The organism is Enterobacter wuhouensis (genome assembly GCF_004331265.1).
GTDB classification, from domain to species: Bacteria; Pseudomonadota; Gammaproteobacteria; order Enterobacterales; family Enterobacteriaceae; genus Enterobacter; species Enterobacter wuhouensis.
In genome coordinates, this window is record NZ_SJOO01000006.1 from 70,746 (window position 1) to 90,176 (window position 19,431).

The following is a 19,431-nucleotide window of genomic DNA, read 5'->3' on the forward strand; positions in this document are numbered from 1 at the left end:
TTTGTATAAATTCAATCAATGATTCCAAACACAGGTCCCCAATGACTCCATCTATGTTCACCTCGACCCTACTAGAAACTGCGCAACCAGCCGCAGTGGTCGTCGTGCGTGTGGTGGTGGTCGTCGGCAATGCGCCGTAGGGACTGGATCAACACACGAATCCAAAACCCCGCCGGCGCAAACCGGGCGGGGTTTTTCGTTTAAGAGCCTCCCCGGAAAGTCGGCCCAGAAGAAAAGGACTGGAGCATGGCAATTTCGGGCACAACATCCACCAGGACGCGCTTTACGGGCGCGCAGTTAATCGTTCACTTACTGGAACGACAGGGCATTACCATCGTTGCGGGCATCCCGGGCGGCACGGTGCTGCCGCTGTACGATGCGTTAAGCCAAAGCACGCAGATCCGCCACGTGCTGGCGCGCCACGAGCAGGGGGCTGGCTTTATCGCTCAGGGCATGGCGCGTACGCAGGGCAAACCGGCGGTCTGTATGGCCTGCAGCGGCCCGGGCGCAACCAACCTGGTGACCGCCATCGCCGACGCGCGGCTCGACTCCATTCCGCTGATCTGCATTACCGGCCAGGTACCGTCCTCGATGATCGGCACCGATGCGTTCCAGGAAGTGGACACCTACGGCATCTCTATCCCCATCACCAAACATAACTATTTAGTTCGCGATATCAGCGAGCTGCCTCAGGTTATCAGCGATGCGTTCCGCATTGCGCAGTCTGGCCGCCCGGGCCCGGTGTGGATAGACATTCCTAAGGATGTCCAGACCGCAGAGATCGAGATCGACGTGCTGCCGGAGCCGGGCGACCGTGCCCCCGCGCCGGAATTTAGCGCTGAGAGCGTGCGCGACGCCGCAGCCATGATTAACGCGGCTAAACGTCCGGTGCTGTACCTGGGCGGCGGAGCGATTAACGCTGCGGATGAAATCCGCCAGTTTGCGGAAAAAGCCAACCTGCCGACCACCATGACCCTGATGGCGCTGGGCATGCTGCCGAAAGCGCACCCGCTCTCTCTCGGCATGCTGGGCATGCACGGCGCGCGCAGCACCAACTACATCCTGCAAGAAGCGGATTTGCTGATTGTTATGGGCGCGCGTTTTGATGACCGGGCGATTGGCAAAACCGAGCAGTTCTGCCCGAACGCGAAGATCATTCACGTGGATATCGACCGCGCGGAGCTGGGTAAAATCAAGCAGCCGCACGTGGCGATTCAGGGCGACGTGGCCGAGGTGCTGGCGCAGCTGATCCCGCAGACGGACGCAGCCGACCGCGCCGACTGGCGCCAACTGGTGGCGGATCTGCAGCGCGAGTTCCCGGGCGCCATTCCAACCGAAGGCGACCCGCTGAGCCACTACGGGCTGATCAACGCCGTGGCCGCCTGCGTGGACGACAGCGCGATTATCACCACCGACGTCGGCCAGCACCAGATGTGGACCGCTCAGGCCTACCCGCTGAACCGTCCGCGCCAGTGGCTGACCTCCGGCGGGCTGGGAACCATGGGCTTCGGCCTGCCCGCAGCCGTGGGTGCGGCGCTGGCCAATCCGGACCGCAAGGTCATCTGCTTCTCCGGCGACGGCAGCCTGATGATGAACATTCAGGAAATGGCGACCGCGGCCGAAAACCAGTTAGACGTGAAAATCATCCTGATGAACAACGAGGCGCTCGGTCTGGTGCACCAGCAGCAGAGCCTGTTCTACAAGCAGGGCGTGTTTGCGGCGACCTATCCGGGGATGATTAACTTTATGCAGATTGCCGCCGGTTTTGGCCTGCACACTTGCGATCTGAACGCCGAAGAAGACGCCCACGCGGCGCTGCAGGCGGCGATTTCTCGCCCCGGCCCGGCGCTGATCCACGTGCGTATCGACCCTGAACAAAAAGTGTATCCGATGGTGCCGCCGGGTGCGGCAAATACTGAGATGGTGGGAGAATAAGCCATGCAGAAACAATATGATAACGTCATTCTGGAACTCACCGTCCGCAACCACCCTGGCGTCATGACCCACGTCTGCGGGCTCTTTGCCCGCCGGGCGTTTAACGTGGAAGGCATTCTCTGTCTGCCGATTCAGGGCAGCGAGCACAGCCGCATCTGGCTGCTGGTTAACGATGACCAGCGTCTGGAGCAGATGATGGCGCAGATCGACAAGCTGGAAGACGTCACCAAAGTGGCGCGCAACCAGTCCGATCCCACCATGTTTAACAAAATTGCGGTGTTTTTCGAGTAAATCACTTAAGGTAAGAGGCTTTTGCCGGATGGCGCTGCGCTTATCCGGCCTACCAGGACGTTACGCGTAGGCCGGATAAGGCGTTTACGCCGCCATCCGGCGTGTTCACGCATCAGGATCAACCCATGACCACCATCGCTCTCATCGACGACCACCTTATCGTCCGCTCCGGCTTTGCCCAGCTTTTAAACCTCGAACCGGATTTTCAGGTCGTGGCCGAGTTTGGCTCCGGTCGCGAGGCGCTGGCGGGCCTGCCGGGGCGCGGGGTGCAGGTCTGTATCTGCGACATCTCGATGCCGGATCTCTCCGGGCTGGAGCTGTTATGCCAGCTGCCAAAGGGCATGGCGACGATTATGCTGTCGGTCCATGACAGCCCGGCGCTGGTCGAGCAGGCGCTCAACGCGGGCGCGCGCGGGTTCCTCTCTAAACGCTGTAGCCCCGACGAGCTGATCGCCGCCGTGCGCACCGTCTCCACCGGCGGCTGCTATTTAACGCCGGATATCGCCATCAAGCTGGCGGCCGGACGTCAGGATCCGCTCACCAGGCGCGAGCGTCAGGTTGCGGAAAAACTCGCGCAGGGAATGTCGGTAAAAGAGATTGCCGCCGAGCTGGATCTGTCGCCCAAAACCGTGCACGTCCACCGCGCCAACCTGATGGAAAAACTTAACGTCAGCAACGACGTCGAGCTGGCGCGCCGCATGTTCGACGGCTGGCAATGAGTTCCGCTTTATCACGGCCGATCGCCGTCGTCGCCAGCTTCTTTATCTTCTCCGCCGCATGGTTCTGCCTGTGGAGCATCAGCCTGCATCTGGTGGAGCGCCCCGAGCTGGCGGTGCTGCTGTTCCCCTTCGGCCTGCGTCTGGGGTTGATGCTCCAGTGTCCGCGAGGCTACTGGCCCGTTTTGCTCGGCGCAGAGTGGCTGATGCTGGTCTGGCTGGCGCAGGAAGTCGCCCTCGCGCACCTGCCCTTATTGATGACCGGAAGCCTGCTCACGCTTCTCCCGGTTGCCCTCATTTCCCGCTACCGCCACCAGCGCGACTGGCGCACGCTGCTGCGTCAGGGGGCGGCGCTGATTGCCGCCGCGCTGCTGCAGTCGCTTCCGTGGATTGGCGAGAAGGAGATGCTCAACGCCCTGCTGCTGACCCTCACCGGCGGCCTGACGCTGGCACCAACCTGCCTCGTGATCTGGCACTATCTCACCAGCACCGTCTGGCAGCCGCTGGGGCCTTCGCTGGTTTCCCAACCGGTGAACTGGCGCGCCCGGCACCTCATCTGGTATCTGCTGCTGTTTGTGGTGAGCCTGTGGCTCCAGCTTGGCCTGCCCGCCGAGCTTTCACGCTTTACCCCATTTTGCCTGGCGCTGCCGATCATCGCCCTGGCCTGGCACTACGGCTGGCAGGGGGCGCTGATCGCCACGCTGATGAATGCCATCGCGCTGATCGCCAGCCAGACCTGGCACGATCATCCGGTGGATCTGCTGCTTTCCCTGCTGGCCCAGAGCCTGACCGGGCTGCTGCTCGGCGCGGGCATTCAGCGCCTGCGCGAGCTGAACCAGTCCCTGCAAACCGAGCTGGCGCGCAACCGTCGTCTGGCGGAGCGTCTGCTGGAGACGGAAGAGAGCGTGCGGCAGGAGGTCGCCCGCGAGCTGCACGACGATATCGGCCAGACCATCACCGCCATCCGCACCCAGGCGGGCATTGTCCAGCGCCTGGCAGCGGAAAACGCGAGCGTCAAGCAGGGCGGGGCGCATATCGAACAGCTTTCGCTGGGCGTTTATGACTCCGTTCGCCGCCTGTTAGGACGGCTGCGCCCGCGCCAGCTTGACGACCTGTCGCTTGAGCAGGCGGTGCGCTCCCTGATGCGCGAGATGGAGCTGGAAAGCCGCGGCATTGTCAGCCATCTCGACTGGCGTATTAACGAGCCTGCGCTGAGCGAAGGACAGCGCGTGACGCTGTTCCGCGTCTGTCAGGAGGGGCTGAACAATATCGTCAAGCACGCCAGCGCCAGCGCGGTCACGATCCAGGGCTGGCAGCAGGACGAGCGCCTGATGCTGGTGATTGAAGACGACGGCTGCGGCCTGCCGCCGGGCTCTGGCCAGCAGGGCTTTGGCCTGGCGGGCATGCGCGAGCGCGTGACGGCGCTCGGCGGCACGCTGAACATCTCCTGCACCCACGGGACGCGCGTTAGCGTCAGCCTGCCGTTAAGGACGCACCATGTTTAAAACCCCAGCCAGCGCGGCTCCGCTGCGCGACAAAGCGGAAATCGACGCTCGTTACCGCTACTGGCGTCGCCATATCCTGATGACCATCTGGCTCGGCTACGCGCTGTTCTACTTCACCCGCAAAAGCTTCAACGCCGCCGCGCCGGAAATCCTCGCCAGCGGCGTGATGACGCGCACCGATATCGGCCTGCTGGCGACGCTGTTTTACATCACCTACGGCCTGTCGAAGTTCTTCTCCGGCATCGTCAGCGACCGCTCCAACGCGCGCTATTTTATGGGCGTTGGGCTGATCGCCACCGGGGTGGTGAACATTCTGTTTGGCTTCTCGACGTCGCTTTGGGCCTTTGCCCTGCTGTGGGCGCTGAACGCCTTTTTCCAGGGCTGGGGCGCGCCGGTCTGCGCTCGCCTGCTCACCGCCTGGTACTCGCGCAACGAGCGCGGCGGCTGGTGGGCGATCTGGAACACCGCGCATAACGTCGGCGGGGCGCTGATCCCGATGGTGGTGGGCGCGGCGGCGCTGCACTACGGCTGGCGCGCCGGGATGATGATTGCCGGTGGCCTCGCGATTGTCGCCGGGCTGTTCCTCTGCTGGCGCCTGCGCGACCGGCCGCAGACCGTCGGCCTGCCGGCGGTGGGCGACTGGCGGCACGACGAGATGGAGATTGCCCAGCAGCAGGAGGGCGCGGGGCTGACCCGCAGGGAGATCCTCACTAAGTACGTGCTGAAAAACCCGTACATCTGGCTGCTGTCGCTCTGCTACGTGCTGGTCTACGTGGTGCGCGCGGCGATCAACGACTGGGGCAACCTGTACATGTCCGAGACGCTCGGCGTGGATCTGGTCACCGCGAACTCAGCGGTGACGATGTTCGAGCTAGGCGGGTTTATCGGCGCGCTGGTGGCGGGCTGGGGATCGGATAAGCTGTTCAACGGCAACCGCGGGCCGATGAACCTGATTTTTGCCGCCGGGATTTTGCTCTCCGTCGGCTCGCTGTGGCTGATGCCGTTCGCCAGCTACGTGATGCAGGCGGCGTGCTTCTTCACCATCGGCTTCTTCGTCTTTGGCCCACAGATGCTGATCGGCATGGCGGCGGCGGAGTGTTCCCACAAAGAGGCGGCAGGCGCGGCGACGGGCTTTGTTGGGCTGTTTGCCTATCTCGGCGCATCGCTCTCCGGCTGGCCGCTGGCGCGGGTGATCGACGTCTGGCACTGGAGCGGGTTCTTCGCGGCGATCGCCATCGCGGCGGGGATTTCCGCCCTGCTGCTGCTGCCGTTTTTGCACGCCCAGTCACCGCGCGAAGCGTGACGCGCCTCACCTTTTCGCCCCGAGTGGCGCAAAACTAGGAAATTTTCCCGGTTTTACCTGGACGCTGTCTCAGGCATCTCTCCCGGCTGATTTTTACAATGCTGCAAAAATCAGCTCAGGAGTAACTCAGTCATGCTGGCCTTCTTAAATCAGGTGCGCAAGCCGACCCTGGATCTGCCGCTCGACGTGCGGCGCAAGATGTGGTTCAAACCGTTCATGCAGTCCTATCTGGTGGTCTTCATCGGCTACCTGACCATGTACCTGATCCGCAAAAACTTTAACATCGCGCAGAACGACATGATCTCAACCTACGGGCTGAGCATGACGCAGCTGGGGATGATCGGTCTGGGCTTCTCCATCACCTACGGCGTGGGGAAAACGCTGGTTTCCTACTACGCGGACGGCAAAAACACCAAGCAGTTCCTGCCGTTTATGCTGATCCTCTCCGCCATCTGTATGCTCGGCTTCAGCGCTAGCATGGGCGCGGGCTCCGTTAGCCTGTTCATGATGATTGCCTTCTACGCCCTGAGCGGTTTCTTCCAGAGCACAGGCGGGTCGTGCAGCTACTCCACCATCACCAAATGGACCCCGCGCCGCAAGCGTGGTTCGTACCTCGGCATGTGGAATATCTCCCACAACCTCGGCGGGGCGGGTGCGGCAGGCGTGGCGCTGTTCGGCGCGAATTACCTGTTCGACGGTCACGTCATCGGCATGTTTATCTTCCCGTCGATTATCGCCCTGATTGTCGGCTTTATCGGCCTGCGCTACGGCAGCGACTCCCCGGAATCGTACGGCCTCGGCAAAGCCGAAGAGCTGTTCGGCGAGGAGATCAGCGAAGAGGACAAAGAGACCGAAGAAAACGAGATGTCCAAATGGCAGATCTTTGTTGAGTACGTGCTGAAAAACAAGGTGATCTGGCTGCTGTGCTTCTCAAACATCTTCCTCTACGTGGTGCGCATCGGCATCGACCAGTGGTCGACCGTGTATGCCTTCCAGGAGCTGAAGCTTTCTAAAGAGGTGGCGATTCAGGGCTTCACCCTGTTCGAAGTGGGCGCGCTGGTCGGCACGCTGCTGTGGGGCTGGCTCTCCGACCTCGCCAACGGCCGTCGCGCGCTGGTGGCCTGCGTCGCGCTGGCGCTGATTATCGCCACGCTCGGCGTCTACCAGCACGCCAGCAACCAGTACGTTTACCTGGCGTCATTGTTCGCGCTCGGCTTCCTGGTCTTTGGCCCACAGCTGCTGATCGGCGTGGCGGCAGTCGGCTTCGTCCCGAAAAAAGCGATCGGCGCCGCCGATGGGATTAAGGGCACCTTCGCCTACCTGATCGGCGACAGCTTCGCCAAGCTGGGTCTGGGGATGATTGCCGACGGCACGCCGATTTTCGGCCTCACCGGCTGGGCGGGCACCTTCGCAGCGCTGGATGCGGCAGCGATCGGCTGTATCGTCCTGATGGCGATGGTCGCGGTGCTGGAAGAACGTAAGATCCGTCGCGAGAATCGTGCGCAGAAGCAGAAATTGAAAGCAGCCTGAGTTTACTCGCGCTATTAAAACAGCCCTGTAGAGGTAACTCTTCAGGGCTGTTTTTTTTCAGAATTTATCTATTTTTCAGTTGTGTAACTTTTAGCCTGAACATGTAAACATAACGGCTTAAATCTATTATCCATGTCTGCTGAAGGGGATTCAGAGTAACGATGACATGGCGCAGGGAGCATAACGATGGATACCACAGAGTTACTGGCAGCATTGCCCGTCAGGACAGAAGAGGCGATTTGCATCTTGTTTGAAGCTGGCGCGCAGCCGGAATCAAGTTTCCTGGCCTTTAAGGGCAGACATGAGGACAGGCTGCATTCGCTATATATCCACCCACAGTTAACGGAACTTCAGAACTACGGCCCCTGGCTGCTGGCTGTAGATGATAAAGAACAGCTACGGGGATATCTGGAAATATTACCCGGTTGTGTTGCCGTGATTATCTCAACCCGTTATCCCTTCTTCTTGGCTGTGCAGTTATCCCGTGGATGCACTATCGTGCCACCCGAGGGTGCCGCAGTGCTGGTACGTTTCTATACCGGCCATGTTATTGGTGCCCTGGCTGCCGGTGCACAGTACGACTGGCACGCTTATCTGTTTAATGGTATTACGCAGTGGTGGTTACCCGGCGATGTCCAGTGGCAGCGTCTCAGCATATTACCCTCAGCAAACAAAACGCCCACAAGCCATGTTATCCGTCTGGATAAAAATGCCTGGCAGCAGATTTCGGACCGGCCGGAAGTGTCTCGTGTGCTAAAGGAATGGCAACAAATGTCGACCAGTCTGGGAGTGTCGCCATGCGCTCAGCGATTGATGGTGCTGAAGGCATTGAATAAAGCTGAAAGCGTCGGTCTGGAACATCCTGCAGACCAGATGCTGTATGCGCTTTGCTATCTCAATGGCGGGAAGCAGATGCTGGAATCTGAAGACTTTTATACCGCATTGCCCAAGGTTGTTAATGGTCAGATACGTTTAAGTCAGGCGATTTCTGGCGTCTCATACTGACGGGAATACCTATTAGTGAATTTTTTTACGCGGCTTGAAAAAGTGGATGGTGCAGTCACGCGTTTCTACGCCAGGCGAAAAGTATGGCTGTGGAGCGCCGTTGCCCTGCCGGTGGTGTTCGTGCTGGGCTGGATGGTGTGGGTGATGCTCTGGGCACCCCCGATGGGTGGCGTAACGCTGATTATTCATACCCGAATTGACCGGCCGATTCTGGGTTTCAGTGTAAATGGTGTGGCGGGAGGCAATGCTGGGGCTTTTAATCCTGACAATAAATATGCTGGAGAAAATGGGGCTGCAACCTGCTGCGGTGCGATCAAGGGAAAGACCGCAGAGGTTATCTGGACGCTCAGTGTCACCGGTCCGCAGTATGAAAGGGGGATGAGACCAGAGCAACGACGAGTGGTGATGCCGTTACCGGAGCGTAAGCGGGGTGAAAACGACCTGCATGTGTACTTTTTACCGGGAGATAAGGTACTGCTGGGGTGGAGTGATAATGCCTTTTCACCCTACGACCCGCGTAGCCCGAACTATATGCCAGCACCAGAGCTGATGGACAATCAAACAGGGAGTGAGTACTGATGGGCTTTTTTACGCGGCTTGAAACAGTGGATGGTGCAGTCACGCGTTTTTACGTCAGGCGAAAAGTATGGCTGTGGAGCGCCGTTGCCCTGCCGGTGGTGTTCGTGCTGGGCTGGATGGTGTGGGTGATGCTCTGGGCACCCCCGATGGGGGGCGTAACGCTGATTATTCATAGCAAGCTGAACCGTCCAATTCTGGGGTTCAGTGTTAACGGTGTGGCGGGTGGTAATGCCAGTGCACACGATCCGAATCATAAATACGTAAGTGAAAGCGGTGGCGCATCAACCTGCTGCGGTGCGATCAAGGGAAAGACCGCAGAGGTTATCTGGACTTTGGATGTTACTGGTGCTCAATATGATGCAGGAATGCGATCAGAGCAACGACGTGTGGTGATGCCGTTACCTGAACGTAAGCGCGGTGAAAACGACCTGCATGTGTACTTTTTACCGGGAGATAAGGTACTGCTGGGGTGGAGTGATAATGCCTTTTCACCCTACGACACGCGCAGCCCGAACTATAAGCCAGTACTAGAGCTGATGGAAAATTAAACAGGGAGTGAGTACTGATGGGCTTTTTTACGCGGCTTGAAACAGTGGATGGCGCAGTCACGCGTTTCTACGCCAGGCGAAAAGTATGGCTGTGGAGCGCTGTTGCACTGCCGGTGGTTTTTGTTCTGGGCTGGATGGTGTGGGTGATGCTCTGGGCACCCCCGATGGGTGGCGTAACGCTAATTATTCATACCCGAATTGACCGTCCGATTCTGGGTTTCAGTGTAAATGGTGTGGCGGGCGGTAATTCGTGGGCATTTGATCCCAGTAATAAATACGCCGGGGAAAATGGAAAATCAACCTGTTGTGGTTCGATCAAAGGAAAGACCGCAGAGGTTATCTGGACGCTCAGTGTCACCGGTCCGCAGTATGAAAGGGGGATGAGACCAGAGCAACGACGTGTGGTGATGCCGTTACCGGAGCGTAAGCGGGGTGAAAACGACCTGCATGTGTACTTTTTACCAGGAGATAAGGTGTTGCTGGGGTGGAGTGATAATGCCTTTTCACCCTACGACCCGCGTAGCCCGAACTATACGCCGTCACCGCTGCTTGAGGATAAATAACGATGGCATTTGATCTTGATGCCTGCATTGCGGCGGCGAACCGGGCATCCCAGGCCTGTGAATATGAGCTGGGAAACTGCTCGCGAACACTGCATATCGGGTTCTTTTTTGACGGCGTGGGGCGCAATATCGAACAAGATGCGCCTGATAACCGTTTGAGTAATGTTGCTCGTCTTTATAGGGCTTTTCCCACACCGGTGAATAACACCCCGTCATCAGTATACCAGGCGCATTACATTTCCGGCTTAGGAACCCCCTTCCTTGAAATGGAAGGCGAAGCGCTCCAGCAATTTATGGACGGAACGGGTAACGCCGTAAAGGACTCGCTAAAAGATCAGCCGACCGATGCGCTAAAAGATATTTTTAAAGCGAAAGCGGGTGGTGCCAGCAATCAGAACGTGCGCAATGAATTACGGCAAAAACTGCTCACGCCGAAAGGCCAGCTCAGGCAACTGAGAGATGCCACCCTGAAAGGGGCGATTCGGGCAGATATCGAAGCCACGCCCTGGCTGAGGGATAACGAGTTCATTGCATACAGCACCGTAAGCGGTGCCGACACCCGGCTGAACAGCACCAGAATACGTTTTGAGCGCACGGTTGAAGATGCGCTGAAGCAGGGAGAAGTGCCTCTCAGGCTGATTTCTGTATCGGTGTTTGGTTTTGATATGGGCGGGACGCAGGCACGGCAGTTTATCGACCTGCTGTTAAATGACCTGTGTGTTCAACGCGAGGACGGAAAGCCTGCTTTCAAGGGAATACCGGTTGATATCGTGTTTGCCGGGCTGTTTGACTGCTCGCGGGATACACCGATGAGCAGTGACAACGGGCTGGATTATGCCGGTAGCGTCCTGGAGTGGGCACCGGTAAAACATGCGGAAACAGCAGGGCAAATCATCAGCATGTTTGGTCGGAAATACCTCGACCACCAGTCGCCCTTGCCGGAGGCGGTCAAACATTCGCTGCACCTGGTAGCCGCACATGAGCGCCGACGCTGGCGCTGCGTGTACCGTACCGGGCGGAAAGGCTTTCAGCATCAGGAAGTATTGATGCCGGGATGCAGCGACGATATTGGCGGCGGATTAAAACCCGATGTGCAAAAGCCGAGTGCCGAGTTGAGTCGCGTTCCGCTGCGAAAAATGTATCAGGAGGCTATGAAGGCTGGTGTTCCCTTCCTTGGTTTAAACGCGCTTTATAATACTGACCGTATTGTCTGGTCATATCTAAATTTACGTGACAGCGTCAAATCCCAGTCTGTTGATCAATGGGTCGAAACATACCAAAGTGCGATTAATGCTCAAACGCTCAGCTATCAGGCCCTGAACCGACATCTCGATGATTATTTTGAGTGGCTGAGCAGGCAGTTTTACGAATACAAGAGTGAACTGCGCCGTCTGGAGGGGATCCGCAACGGGATAATGACGTCCACGTCCTCGGCATCAGGTCTGCTGGGACTATCTTCTCAGGCGCGCCAGGAGATGGATAGCGTAACGGAAGATATCGCCACCCTGAAAAAACACTGGGGCTGGCTGTCTGATGTGGCAAGTGCGGCCAGTCTTCTACTGACCCAAAAGTTTTATTATCCCCCGAAGATTTATCTGGACAACATTCTTGAGCCAGCGTTATTGCGTGCCAGGAGATATCTGGACTGTGGTACAGCAGGGCATGATGGTAAAGCACCACCGGTAAAATGGTGTATGGGGGCTTCAGTGCTGTATGCGTGGTTTATACATGATGTGCAACGCGCGGAAGGTATCAATGATGGTTATTTTTCGGTGCGCTGGTTAGAGCCAAGGTAGCAGCATGCGCTGTTTCGCTTTCATGCCGATTTTCCACCTCTTTTCCGTTCACTATTATGCTTCCGCCCGCTGTCGACGCGCTGCGTTTCCCGCTATGATGAGCGGCTAGTCTAAGGAGAACGCATGGTCTGGATAATGCTGGCAACGCTTGCCGTGGTGTTTGTGGTGGGATTTCGCGTCCTGACCTCAGATTCCCGCCGCGCCATCAAACGTTTAAGCGAGCGTCTGGGGATCACCCCGATGCCGGTTGAGTCGATGATCGACCAGTTTGGTAAAACGTCAGGTAATGAGTTTATCCGCTACCTTGAGCGGCCCGATGAGGCGCATCTGCAAAACGCCGCCCAGGTGCTGCTTATCTGGCAGGTCTGTATTGTCGACGGCAGCGAAGAGAACCTGCACACCTGGCACCGCATGCTGCGCAAAGCCCGCCTTGCCGCACCCATTACCGATGCGCAAATCCGCCTCGCACTTGGCTTTATGCGCGAGATGGAGCCAGACCCGCAGGAGCTTAACGCCTTCCAGTTACGCTACAACCAGCTCTTTTTGCCGGAAGAGGGCGTGTTTTATCTGCATTAAGGCATTTTCCCGCAAAGCACATTCTGAGCGTTCAGAATCTCTTCTCTATTTTCATTGAGGCGGGTGGCGGCATAGATATCTATGTTTAACCTTTTTGCCTCCGCGTCCGTGAGTTCACGGTAGCAAAGTCCTTCCTGATTAAAGGTGCATTTCGACTGTGGCAGCAGGGCAAATCCTTTCCCTCTTGCGATGCGGCTAAGCATCACGAGGGAATCATCCGGCTCTTTAATACGCTTCAGCGGCGTTTTCAGCGTATCAAAGTAGCTTTCGCATTTGTCATAGAATGACGGGTTAGCGCTTCGCGAAAACCAAAAAATCGGGAGATCGCTAATGTCTTCCAGCGAGACTTTCTCTTTCAGGCTGGCAGGATGCAAAGAGGGCATTGCGATCAGCAACGGTTCCTGGCAGACCCAGCGGTATTGAACGATGTCTTCATGACCCGTTCCTTTTTCCCCGGTCAGCACCAGATCCAGCATATTTTTAGACAAGCTTTGCAGCAGCTGGGCTGACGTCAGGTCCGGCGTTTCGACATCATCTCCCGCGTTCATTTTTTGAAGCTGGGTATTCACGGGTTCAATATATTCAAAATTAAGCGTTCGCGTCAGCCCGATGCGCAGGCCCGTTTCCGATGAGAGTGGATCTTCTTTTAAATTGCTGATGTCTTTTAATATTTTTTCAGCCTGAACAACCAGCGCACGACCTGCGTCAGTAAGGCTAACGTCATGCGTGCTGCGGCTGAACAGCTGACGCTTCAGAACCGCTTCAAGGCATTTTATCTGACGCGTCAACGGTGGTTGAGTCATGCGCAGGCGTTCGGCAGCCTTACGGAAGTTGAGTTCATGTGCAACAGCGAGAAAGCATTGTAATTGTTTGATGCTGGGCAGGTTATTGCTGATTAAATGTTCTGCTGTGGCCATACGTGGGTCCTGAATGCGAAAAGGTATTTCGTCTTTTTTCCATTTCGATATTACACGCTAAATGCAGGCAGTAAAACCCGTTTTAACAGTAATACAAAAAATATATTACAAATTTAACAATTCCAATTGTTTCCTGTATTGATAAATTTCTACCCGAATCCTCACTCAATCAATATTCGGAGTAATTATGTCGTCTAAATATGTACTGGTATCACGCTTCCCGTTAAAAAATACGTTTACCGAGAAAGATTTTACTTCCTTAAAAAGCAATGAAAACGTTCGCTACTATTCCTGTGAAGAAAACGGTGTTAATGAACTGCTGGAACTGCGCGCTTTCAATGACATTAAAGAAATTGCATGGGCTGAGAGTGAAATGGAATCCATGTTCCATCGTTTCTCTGCTGTTCTTTCTGCCGATATTCGTCGCGAACTGCTTAAGTTTGTTGAATCTCCAATCGATAATAAAAAAAGCTTACCCGAATCAAATTATATTCAGCTTCGTCACGTTGAGGTGCCCGCGCATAACTATCAGCAGTATCGTCAGTGGCGCGATGAAACCATCTTTAATGTGGTAAGAGATAACAAAGATAAAATCGAAAGTTTCGAAGCGTTTCATTCCCTGATCAGCGGCGTTCCTGGCGTGATGTTTATCTCCTCATTCAACGGCGATAAAGCAGAATATAAAGAAGCATTTACTAATGCGCGTTACCAGGAAATCATTCAGCAGGCCGGCGACAACTTTATCACTGGCGGCAATGACGGCCTTTATACGCGTATCTATCGTGCTTGCTGTTGTTGAGGAACAATGAATGAACTGTAAAAAGTTGGTAGTTGTTGGCGATAAATTTAATGAATTTGCCAATGGTAAAGATGTACTGACTATATCTCAGCTAGAATTATTGACTCAGATCCCTGCGAATATCATTGATAAAGAACATGAAATTATTGTTGGGCAGGGCGTACGCAAGGATTTTGCCGGGAAAGTAATTTCAAACCAGGCAAGAAACGCGATTCATGGTAATAAACTTAAAATGTGCTCTCTGGAAAAACTGGTGAGCGACAAAAAAAATGCACATTGCCATAAAAAACTGGAACAGAACATACTTATAGGACCTGCGGAACAAGCTGAGCATAATCCCGATCTCTATGCGATGCCTCTGTTAATCGATGAGCGTTGCGAATTGATGGCGGATCACCAGACGGGCCAGCATATTCAGGGAATGCTCCTGGTTGAAGCCAGCCGACAGGCCTTTATCGGCGTCACCGAAGAATTTATTTACCCGCGGGAAAGCGGGCGCTATTACGTCATTAACAGCATGGCAATCAATTTCGCCAGCTTCCTGTTCCCTTTACCGGCGCTGGTCCATTTTGAATTTCTTGAAAAAGATATTAATGACCGCCGGGGGCGCTTCAAGGCTCAGGTACGCGTTACTCAGCACCAAACGCTTTGCGCGACGATGGATGTGTCGTTCACCGTCTATCCTTCCACCCTGATCGCAGAGAAAGAAAAATCTCTGGCTGAGGTTGCCATGCAGGCGACCATCGTTGAACAGCAAGGGGTGGCGCAGGGGGTAACGCATGCCTGAATTACGTAGCCAGAAATACCGTCTGGCTGCGACCACGCAGGGGCCGCTTTACCCCCCTGCGGAGGTCATGGACGGGAAGGGAAATTTTGTCGTGGTTGGCATGGTGCCCGGTGATAACGGCCTGCAGTGGCGAAGCGTCATTGTTTCACCGGACAGCGCGCTCCCGGCATTTGGGGAAATCGCGCCCTATAACGTTTTGTGCGATATCGAAAAAATGCCTCAGGACGCGTTGAAGGACATCATTCTTCATACTCTGCCTTTACCCATTCCGATGAACAACTATCGGATGATATTCGCCCCGGAACAGCGGCCGCAGGCCAATAAGGAAAAGCGGCCTAGCCTGCCGCTTCATGAAGGCTATATCGCAGATTATCGCAGCAGCGATGGAAAGCGAGACATCCAGCCTGTCACCCTCGCTGCCTGGCTTGAGGCAGAGGGAACCTTTGACGTCACGTTGTCCGAAGACAAGAAGCGAGCGCGATTCACGTTTTCGTTCAGGAGTCTTGTCCCGGATAGCGTTTATACCGTGATGAGTCTCAGGGAGAACGATTTAGCCTCTGAGGCGACGAGCAGGCCTGGCCCGCTGGGTATACCCAACGTATTTATAACCGACAGCGAAGGTAACGCTGAATATTGGGCTGAGTTAACCGATCCTTTTCCGGCTCCGGAGAGGAAGGGAAACAGAATTATTAACGTGGTCGTACTTTATATGAGCTCGCGTCAGAGCTACGGCGGTGCAATTGGTTTTTACGGTCTTGGAGGCGATATCCATGCCCATTTAAAACTCAAAGGCCGTTCCTTCGATGAATTTACAACTATAGAGTGAGAAAAGTATGCCGTTTGTTCATGTGATGACCTGGCCGACGAAAGATGAAAATCAAATCATCAGGCTTCAGGAAGATATTACGTTTGCCGTTCACAAAAACACGGGTGCGCCGCTGGATAAAATTTCCGTGGTGGTGTCTGAAATTCAACCTTCCCGCTGGGCGGACGCTGGCGTGCCTGGTACGGATAAAGATTTCCCGGTTAAGAGTCGAAGAAAAAACTACGAGGAATAGGCTTTGCGTAAACACGCCGCATTTTTTGACGTTGATGAGACGCTAATAAATATTAAAAGCATGTTTGATTTCTATGACTTCTGGTGCAGGGCAAATAATCAAAACGATCGTCTTCAACGCTATATGTCTCGCTTTCGCGCCGACGTAAAAAACGGTGTACCAAGGGAGACGCTAAACAGAGAGTATTATCGCCAGTTTGAAGGCGTGTCTTGTCGTTATCTGGAAGAAATGGGCGAGGAATGGTTCAGGCGTAAGCAGGAAAACGAATTTTTTATTGAGAGTGCCGTTTCAGCACTTAAAAGCCATCAGAGCCAGAACATGTACACCTTATTTATATCGGGCTCTATGCTTCCGATTCTGTCACCCATTGCGAAATATCTTGGCGTAACGGACATACTCTGTGCGCCGTTGATAATAAATGACGCAGGCGAGTTGACGGGTGAAATCGGCCTGCCCCAAACAATTGGCGCGGGTAAAAAAGACGCCCTGATGACGTTTTGCCGGGATAAGGAGATTAACCCGGCGGATTGTTATGCCTACGGTGACGATCTTTCGGATATTCCAATGCTCGAAGCCATCGGGTATCCCGTCTGTGTGGGAGAGCATTCCGCGCTTACCCGATATGCAGCAGAAAAAAATTGGCACATTATTTAAACCATTATTGAGGTAAGTAGTATGACTTCAGAACTCTCCCCGCAAAATATGACGTTAAGGTCATGGCTTGCGTTATTCATTCTCGCTATTTCAACGTTTACAATTGTCACTACCGAACTGGCGCCGGTCGGATTATTAACGCCAATCGCAGAGGGGTTACGGTCTTCGGAATCCGCGGTGGGCATGACCGTGTCGCTTTATGCCTGGGTTGGGGCGTTGAGTGCGCTGTTTGCATCCGTCTTTTTAGGCAATGTGGCTAAGAAGCGGCTTTTACTCGTGCTCACCGTGGTGCTTCTGATCTCTAACGTCATGGCCGCGACGGTAAACACCTACGGAATGCTGCTTAGCGCCCGCGTGCTGGGCGCGCTTGCTCACGGTGCATTCTGGGCGATGATCGGCGCAACGGCGGTTGCCATGGTTCCTGCCAGATATATTGGGGCAGCGACGTCAATCGTATTTGGTGGCGTTTCCGCAGCAAGCGTTTTTGGCGTACCGGTATCCAACTACATTGGTATCCACTTCGGCTGGCGGCAGGCATTTTGGCTGATGGCCGCGCTGAGCGTAATTGCCTTTGTGGGTATTAGCGTGCTTGTTCCCCAGATCGCCAGCAAAAGCGCGCTTGGCCTGGATGCGCTTAAGGGCGTGCTGAAATCGTCTACCCTGTGGAAAATTTACTCAGCCACCCTGCTGGCCGTTACGGCCCACTTTGCCGCCTTTACGTACATTGAACCCTGGCTTCACACGCAGAGTTTGCTGTCCACAGCCTTTATTCCCGCCGTGCTTTTTGTTTACGGCATCGCGGGTCTGGCCGGCAATTTCCTGACCGGCGTGATGATTGATAAGTATCTCAAGCTGACGGTTTCGCTGTCTGTACTGCTGATCTGTGCAGTGCTGCTGTTCCTGGGCCTGTCAGGTTCCTCGCTCTCTGCTGCGCTGATATTCACCAGCATGATTATCTGGGGCTTCGCTGTATCAGGAATATTTGTCGGCTTCCAGACGTGGGTATTACGTATGGCAGAGGATAAAGCCTTCCCGGCCTCCGCAATCTACGTTTCGTTTTTCAATACCGCCATTGGTATCGGCGCGTCGGTCGGTGCCTGGATGGTTTCATCATTTTCAATGCCGCTCCTGTATATCGTCGCCGGCACGGCCATCGGCCTGTCCGTCCTGCTTGTCGCGGTTATTCCTGCAACTTTGACCGCCAAACAATCCCGTATGGAGAAATCTTATGAGTCAAATTAATGACCGCACGCGCTATGGCAGAGAGATTATGGACCGTCTTGAAGCGGGGCTCGCGGATAAAGTCACCCGCCGCCTGAGCGAACTGGACCCGGGCCTGCCCGCCCTGATAACCGACTATGCGTTCGGGGATGTCGTGGGGCGTCCGGGGCTGGATCTCAAAACGCGCGAAATGCTGACCGTCGCCTCGCTTGTGACGCTGGGTAATGCTATGCCGCAGCTGGAACTGCACATGAGAGGCGCGCTCAACACCGGCGTGACGCCGGAAGAGCTGCTTGAAATTGTGATACAGATGGCGGTCTATGCCGGCGTTCCCGCCTGTATGAATGGCCTTACCGCCTACCGCGCGGCAATGGCTGCGACGGGCCATACGTTGCCGGGACTGAAAGGGGGTGACGCATGAGCGAAGTTGTCATTATTGCAGCCCGCCGCACGGCGACGGGCGCATTTCAGGGCGCGCTTGCGGAGCATTCCGCCGCTGACCTGGGAAGCCGGGTCATTCAGGCGCTCCTCAAAGAATCTGGCGTAGAGGCCGGTGATATCTCTCAGGTCATTATGGGTCAGGTTCTTACGGCGGGGTGTGGCCAGAACCCGGCCCGGCAGTCGGCCCTGAATGCCGGATTACCCGTTGAAACACAATGTCTTACGATCAATAAAGTGTGCGGCTCCGGGCTTAAGGCAGTTCATCTTGGCATGCAGGCGCTGCAGACGGGTGAGGCTGAGTTTGTGATCGCCGGGGGTCAGGAGAGTATGTCCAACTCGCCGCATATCGCCCTGACGTCGCGTAGCGGAACGCGGCTGGGCGATATCACTCTCAAAGATAGCCTGATTTCTGACGGGCTCTGGGATGCCTTCAACGATTATCATATGGGTATCACCGCAGAAAACGTTGCGACGGAGTTTGGTATCAGCCGCGAAATGCAGGACGAATATGCCCTTGTCTCTCACCACAATGCGCTTGAAGCGCAGGCGCGCGGCATTTTTGAGCGCGAAATAGTTCCGGTTGAATGGCTGACGCGAAAAGGCGAAAAGATCTGCGTGGAGAGGGACGAAGGGCCGCGTGCAACCAGTATTGATAAATTGACGAAGCTGAGGCCAGTCTTCCGAAAAGAGGGAACGGTGACGGCGGGAAATGCTTCATCGCTGAATGACGGTGCCGCTGCGGTGCTGCTTTGTACGCGTGATACTGCCGAAGCGCGTGGCTTGCCGGTTCTGGCGTCGCTGGGCGTGTTTACCAATTCCGGTATCCAGCCGGCATTAATGGGCGCAGCCCCGATCCAGGCCATTGCCGACTGCCTTTCCCGCTCGGGATGGACGCCTGAGGATGTCGATCATCTTGAATCCAACGAAGCGTTTGCCGCCCAGGCGCTGGCGGTGATTCAGCAGGCGGGGATTTCCCCGGATCGTATCAATCCTTACGGCGGGGCCATCGCGCTTGGGCATGCGATAGGCGCATCCGGATGCCGGATTTTGGTGACGCTGGTTCATGCCCTGGTCCGTAACGACGGCAAGCGTGGCGTCGCCGCGCTGTGCGTAGGCGGTGGGGAAGGCGTCGCGTTGAGCGTTTATCGCTAACGGCACGGCGTATCAGATATAAAAAAACCGGGAAAACCCGGTTTTTTTATTTTCA

At 55.6% G+C, this 19,431-nt stretch carries 22 protein-coding genes; 21 read left to right on the forward strand and 1 reads right to left on the reverse strand.

Annotated features, from left to right (window positions below; translation table 11 throughout):
* Positions 1 to 41 precede the first annotated feature (41 nt).
* The 13 genes from ivbL to E0L20_RS14685 all read left to right on the forward strand — a co-directional run bounded on the left by ivbL (position 42) and on the right by E0L20_RS14685 (position 12,347).
* Complete coding sequence (ivbL, locus tag E0L20_RS14625; RefSeq protein WP_131634575.1) at positions 42 to 140, forward strand: ilvB operon leader peptide IvbL; 99 nt, start codon at positions 42 to 44, stop codon at positions 138 to 140.
* Positions 141 to 246: 106 nt separating this feature from the next.
* Entirely contained in the window at positions 247 to 1,935 is a 1,689-nt protein-coding gene (ilvB, locus tag E0L20_RS14630; RefSeq protein WP_121426078.1) for an acetolactate synthase large subunit, read from the forward strand.
* Between the two features lie 3 nt (positions 1,936 to 1,938).
* Positions 1,939 to 2,226, forward strand: a complete 288-nt coding sequence (ilvN, locus tag E0L20_RS14635) for an acetolactate synthase small subunit (RefSeq protein ID WP_038414990.1) — start codon at positions 1,939 to 1,941, stop codon at positions 2,224 to 2,226.
* Positions 2,227 to 2,351: 125 nt separating this feature from the next.
* Complete coding sequence (uhpA, locus tag E0L20_RS14640) at positions 2,352 to 2,945, forward strand: response regulator transcription factor UhpA (RefSeq protein ID WP_131634576.1); 594 nt, start codon at positions 2,352 to 2,354, stop codon at positions 2,943 to 2,945.
* Positions 2,942 to 4,447 (forward strand): signal transduction histidine-protein kinase/phosphatase UhpB, encoded by a 1,506-nt coding sequence (gene uhpB / locus E0L20_RS14645; protein ID WP_131634577.1) that lies wholly within the window; start codon positions 2,942 to 2,944, stop codon positions 4,445 to 4,447. The genes uhpA and uhpB overlap by 4 nt, the downstream gene beginning before the upstream one ends.
* Positions 4,440 to 5,750, forward strand: coding sequence for an MFS transporter (uhpC, locus tag E0L20_RS14650; protein WP_131634578.1), 1,311 nt, complete (start codon positions 4,440 to 4,442; stop codon positions 5,748 to 5,750). The genes uhpB and uhpC overlap by 8 nt, the downstream gene beginning before the upstream one ends.
* Positions 5,751 to 5,882: 132 nt before the next feature.
* Positions 5,883 to 7,280 carry a hexose-6-phosphate:phosphate antiporter UhpT gene (uhpT, locus tag E0L20_RS14655; RefSeq protein ID WP_108417258.1) on the forward strand — a complete coding sequence of 466 codons (1,398 nt, stop codon included), beginning with the start codon at positions 5,883 to 5,885 and terminating at the stop codon, positions 7,278 to 7,280.
* A gap of 186 nt (positions 7,281 to 7,466) precedes the next feature.
* The gene (locus E0L20_RS14660) at positions 7,467 to 8,285 is read left to right on the forward strand and encodes a DUF4123 domain-containing protein (protein WP_131634579.1); all 819 of its coding nucleotides are present in this window, start codon (positions 7,467 to 7,469) and stop codon (positions 8,283 to 8,285) included.
* Between the two features lie 15 nt (positions 8,286 to 8,300).
* Positions 8,301 to 8,864: a DUF3304 domain-containing protein gene (locus tag E0L20_RS14665; protein WP_131634580.1), complete on the forward strand. Its 564-nt coding sequence runs from the start codon at positions 8,301 to 8,303 to the stop codon at positions 8,862 to 8,864.
* A complete protein-coding gene (locus tag E0L20_RS14670; protein ID WP_131634581.1) occupies positions 8,864 to 9,412 on the forward strand; it encodes a DUF3304 domain-containing protein in 549 nt (182 codons plus the stop codon). Before E0L20_RS14665 ends, E0L20_RS14670 begins: the two co-directional genes overlap by 1 nt.
* 17 nt (positions 9,413 to 9,429) lie before the next feature.
* Positions 9,430 to 9,975, forward strand: coding sequence for a DUF3304 domain-containing protein (locus tag E0L20_RS14675; protein ID WP_131634582.1), 546 nt, complete (start codon positions 9,430 to 9,432; stop codon positions 9,973 to 9,975).
* Between the two features lie 2 nt (positions 9,976 to 9,977).
* Positions 9,978 to 11,771, forward strand: a complete 1,794-nt coding sequence (locus E0L20_RS14680; RefSeq protein ID WP_131634583.1) for a phospholipase effector Tle1 domain-containing protein — start codon at positions 9,978 to 9,980, stop codon at positions 11,769 to 11,771.
* 123 nt (positions 11,772 to 11,894) lie between these two features.
* Entirely contained in the window at positions 11,895 to 12,347 is a 453-nt protein-coding gene (locus tag E0L20_RS14685; protein ID WP_047646739.1) for a DUF1198 domain-containing protein, read from the forward strand.
* On the opposite strand, the gene E0L20_RS14690 is transcribed toward E0L20_RS14685, so the two are convergent.
* Positions 12,344 to 13,264, reverse strand: a complete 921-nt coding sequence (locus tag E0L20_RS14690; RefSeq protein ID WP_131634584.1) for a LysR family transcriptional regulator — start codon at positions 13,262 to 13,264, stop codon at positions 12,344 to 12,346. The two genes, E0L20_RS14685 and E0L20_RS14690, sit on opposite strands and share 4 nt — an antisense overlap.
* 187 nt (positions 13,265 to 13,451) lie before the next feature.
* Between E0L20_RS14690 and E0L20_RS14695 the strand changes: the two genes are divergently transcribed.
* Genes E0L20_RS14695 through E0L20_RS14730 form a run of 8 tightly spaced genes read left to right on the forward strand, consistent with a single transcriptional unit; the run spans position 13,452 to position 19,376 of the window.
* The gene (locus E0L20_RS14695; RefSeq protein WP_131634585.1) at positions 13,452 to 14,063 is read left to right on the forward strand and encodes a hypothetical protein; all 612 of its coding nucleotides are present in this window, start codon (positions 13,452 to 13,454) and stop codon (positions 14,061 to 14,063) included.
* A gap of 10 nt (positions 14,064 to 14,073) precedes the next feature.
* Entirely contained in the window at positions 14,074 to 14,850 is a 777-nt protein-coding gene (locus E0L20_RS14700) for an AfsA-related hotdog domain-containing protein (protein ID WP_131634586.1), read from the forward strand.
* Positions 14,843 to 15,676 carry a hypothetical protein gene (locus E0L20_RS14705; RefSeq protein WP_131634587.1) on the forward strand — a complete coding sequence of 278 codons (834 nt, stop codon included), beginning with the start codon at positions 14,843 to 14,845 and terminating at the stop codon, positions 15,674 to 15,676. The genes E0L20_RS14700 and E0L20_RS14705 overlap by 8 nt, the downstream gene beginning before the upstream one ends.
* 7 nt (positions 15,677 to 15,683) lie before the next feature.
* Positions 15,684 to 15,908 (forward strand): 2-hydroxymuconate tautomerase, encoded by a 225-nt coding sequence (locus E0L20_RS14710; protein ID WP_131634588.1) that lies wholly within the window; start codon positions 15,684 to 15,686, stop codon positions 15,906 to 15,908.
* Between the two features lie 3 nt (positions 15,909 to 15,911).
* Positions 15,912 to 16,562, forward strand: a complete 651-nt coding sequence (locus E0L20_RS14715; protein ID WP_131634589.1) for an HAD family hydrolase — start codon at positions 15,912 to 15,914, stop codon at positions 16,560 to 16,562.
* 21 nt (positions 16,563 to 16,583) lie between these two features.
* The gene (locus E0L20_RS14720; protein WP_131634590.1) at positions 16,584 to 17,804 is read left to right on the forward strand and encodes an MFS transporter; all 1,221 of its coding nucleotides are present in this window, start codon (positions 16,584 to 16,586) and stop codon (positions 17,802 to 17,804) included.
* Complete coding sequence (locus E0L20_RS14725; protein WP_023333965.1) at positions 17,791 to 18,204, forward strand: carboxymuconolactone decarboxylase family protein; 414 nt, start codon at positions 17,791 to 17,793, stop codon at positions 18,202 to 18,204. The genes E0L20_RS14720 and E0L20_RS14725 overlap by 14 nt, the downstream gene beginning before the upstream one ends.
* Complete coding sequence (locus E0L20_RS14730) at positions 18,201 to 19,376, forward strand: acetyl-CoA C-acetyltransferase (RefSeq protein ID WP_131634591.1); 1,176 nt, start codon at positions 18,201 to 18,203, stop codon at positions 19,374 to 19,376. The genes E0L20_RS14725 and E0L20_RS14730 overlap by 4 nt, the downstream gene beginning before the upstream one ends.
* The last annotated feature ends 55 nt before the right edge of the window (positions 19,377 to 19,431 follow it).

Coding starts and splice junctions, on each gene's coding strand:
- E0L20_RS14705 (WP_131634587.1), top strand. CDS start 14,843: ATGCCTGAATTACGTAGCCAGAAATACCGTCTGGCTGCGACCACGCAG.
- E0L20_RS14670 (WP_131634581.1), top strand. CDS start 8,864: ATGGGCTTTTTTACGCGGCTTGAAACAGTGGATGGTGCAGTCACGCGT.
- E0L20_RS14660 (WP_131634579.1), top strand. CDS start 7,467: ATGGATACCACAGAGTTACTGGCAGCATTGCCCGTCAGGACAGAAGAG.
- uhpC (WP_131634578.1), top strand. CDS start 4,440: ATGTTTAAAACCCCAGCCAGCGCGGCTCCGCTGCGCGACAAAGCGGAA.
- E0L20_RS14720 (WP_131634590.1), top strand. CDS start 16,584: ATGACTTCAGAACTCTCCCCGCAAAATATGACGTTAAGGTCATGGCTT.
- uhpA (WP_131634576.1), top strand. CDS start 2,352: ATGACCACCATCGCTCTCATCGACGACCACCTTATCGTCCGCTCCGGC.
- ivbL (WP_131634575.1), top strand. CDS start 42: ATGACTCCATCTATGTTCACCTCGACCCTACTAGAAACTGCGCAACCA.
- E0L20_RS14675 (WP_131634582.1), top strand. CDS start 9,430: ATGGGCTTTTTTACGCGGCTTGAAACAGTGGATGGCGCAGTCACGCGT.
- E0L20_RS14695 (WP_131634585.1), top strand. CDS start 13,452: ATGTCGTCTAAATATGTACTGGTATCACGCTTCCCGTTAAAAAATACG.
- E0L20_RS14685 (WP_047646739.1), top strand. CDS start 11,895: ATGGTCTGGATAATGCTGGCAACGCTTGCCGTGGTGTTTGTGGTGGGA.
- E0L20_RS14690 (WP_131634584.1), bottom strand. CDS start 13,264: ATGGCCACAGCAGAACATTTAATCAGCAATAACCTGCCCAGCATCAAA.
- ilvB (WP_121426078.1), top strand. CDS start 247: ATGGCAATTTCGGGCACAACATCCACCAGGACGCGCTTTACGGGCGCG.
- uhpT (WP_108417258.1), top strand. CDS start 5,883: ATGCTGGCCTTCTTAAATCAGGTGCGCAAGCCGACCCTGGATCTGCCG.
- E0L20_RS14700 (WP_131634586.1), top strand. CDS start 14,074: ATGAACTGTAAAAAGTTGGTAGTTGTTGGCGATAAATTTAATGAATTT.
- E0L20_RS14725 (WP_023333965.1), top strand. CDS start 17,791: ATGAGTCAAATTAATGACCGCACGCGCTATGGCAGAGAGATTATGGAC.
- uhpB (WP_131634577.1), top strand. CDS start 2,942: ATGAGTTCCGCTTTATCACGGCCGATCGCCGTCGTCGCCAGCTTCTTT.
- E0L20_RS14680 (WP_131634583.1), top strand. CDS start 9,978: ATGGCATTTGATCTTGATGCCTGCATTGCGGCGGCGAACCGGGCATCC.
- ilvN (WP_038414990.1), top strand. CDS start 1,939: ATGCAGAAACAATATGATAACGTCATTCTGGAACTCACCGTCCGCAAC.
- E0L20_RS14730 (WP_131634591.1), top strand. CDS start 18,201: ATGAGCGAAGTTGTCATTATTGCAGCCCGCCGCACGGCGACGGGCGCA.
- E0L20_RS14710 (WP_131634588.1), top strand. CDS start 15,684: ATGCCGTTTGTTCATGTGATGACCTGGCCGACGAAAGATGAAAATCAA.